The organism is Streptomyces sp. C (assembly GCF_000158895.1).
Classification (GTDB): domain Bacteria; phylum Actinomycetota; class Actinomycetes; order Streptomycetales; family Streptomycetaceae; genus Streptomyces; species Streptomyces racemochromogenes.
This window is the reverse complement of sequence record NZ_GG657750.1, coordinates 6,939,419-6,940,827: the sequence shown is the minus strand read 5'-3', so window position 1 is coordinate 6,940,827 and position 1,409 is coordinate 6,939,419. Positions and strand designations below refer to the sequence as shown.

Sequence of the window (1,409 nt, the reverse complement as noted above, 5' to 3'; positions counted from 1 at the left end):
CCCGTACGGGGACCCGCCGCCGGGAGTGAAGGCGCGCGTGCCGGAGGCCGCGGGGGGCGGGCCGTACGGTCCGGGGCCCGCGAACGGGGTCGAGGCCGGCACGCCGGCGGGGACGGCGGCTCCGGCGCCTGCGCCTGCGCCCGCGCCTGCGCCGAGAGCGGTGCTCGCGGCGCGGAGCAGTGTTTCCAGCTCGGCGCCGTCGGGCCGCGCGGCCGGATCGCGGACGAGCAGCCGTTCCAGTACGGGTCCCAGCGGGCCGGAACGCACGGGCGCCGGGATCGGCTCGTCGAGGACGGCGACGACGGTGGCCAGGCTGGTGGCCCGGCGCAGCGGGTGCGTCCCCTCGGCGGCCACGTACAGCATCATGCCGAGCGACCACAGGTCGGAGGCCGCCAGGCCCTCCTCACCCCGGCACCGCTCGGGGGCGATGTACTCGGGCGAGCCGATCAGCACGCCGGTGGAGGTGAGGGCGGTCGCCCCGTGCAGGGCGGCGATGCCGAAGTCGGTCAGTACGCCCGCCCCGTCGGGCCGCAGCAGGACGTTGGCCGGCTTGACGTCCCGGTGGAGCACGCCCTCGGCGTGCGCGGCGCGCAGCGCGGAGAGGATGTCGAGCCCGAGCCGCACCACCTCGGGCAGCGGCATGGGTCCGGCCGCGAGCCGGTCGTGCAGGGAGCCGCCCTTGAGCAGCTCCATCACGATCCACGGGTGGCCTTCGGTGCCCGGGGAGGGCTCCACGATGTGGTGGATCGTCACCACGTTGGGGTGGGCGAGGCGGGCCAGGGCCCGCGCCTCGCGGATGGCCCGCTCGCGCAGCTGCACGGCGAGGTCCGGCTGCGCGGCGGCGGTGGCGGGGTCCGGCGGGCGCACCTCCTTGAGGGCGACCTCGCGGTGCAGTGCGATGTCGCGGGCGCGCCACACCGTGCCCATGCCTCCGGCGCCCAGGGGGCCGATGAGTTCGAAACGGCCGTCGATCAGCCGTCTGCCGGCCTCACTGTTCTCCATGGGCGGTCATCGTAGGCCCCGCCACCGTCAGCAGCGGAGGCGGTCCTCCGTCAGGGTGCCCTGCGCGCTGGAGACCGTACGGTCGTAACAGCCGCCGCTGATGCCCGTCCCGTACAGGCGGTAGCGCTCGGTGGAGGTGCCGACGGCGTGCCGCTGGTCGCGCGGGACGTTCGCCGTGTACGAGGCGTCGCCCGTGTACCGGTCGTCGAGGAGGGTGCGGCCGGTCTGGCGGCCGCCGCGCAGGGTGGCGGTGTCGGCCCGGTCGCCGAGGGTCAGGACGGTGCGCAGCCGGTCGCCCGTGCCGAGGGTGGTCTCGCCGTCCATGGTGTAGGTGCGGGCGGTGCGGGTGGTGGTGGCGCCGCGGGTGACGCTGTCCTCGTCGGTCCAGGTGGCGGTGAGGGCGTCGC

At 76.3% G+C, this 1,409-nt stretch carries 1 protein-coding gene and 1 pseudogene; both read right to left on the bottom strand.

Annotated features, from left to right (window positions below; all coding sequences use genetic code 11):
- The coding region (locus tag SSNG_RS31095) for a serine/threonine-protein kinase (protein WP_007267914.1) at positions 1-1,002 on the bottom strand (1,002 nt) is incomplete at its 3' end.
- A gap of 27 nt (positions 1,003-1,029) precedes the next feature.
- Positions 1,030-1,409 (bottom strand): annotated as a pseudogene (locus tag SSNG_RS31090) (peptide-N4-asparagine amidase); the annotation flags it as partial.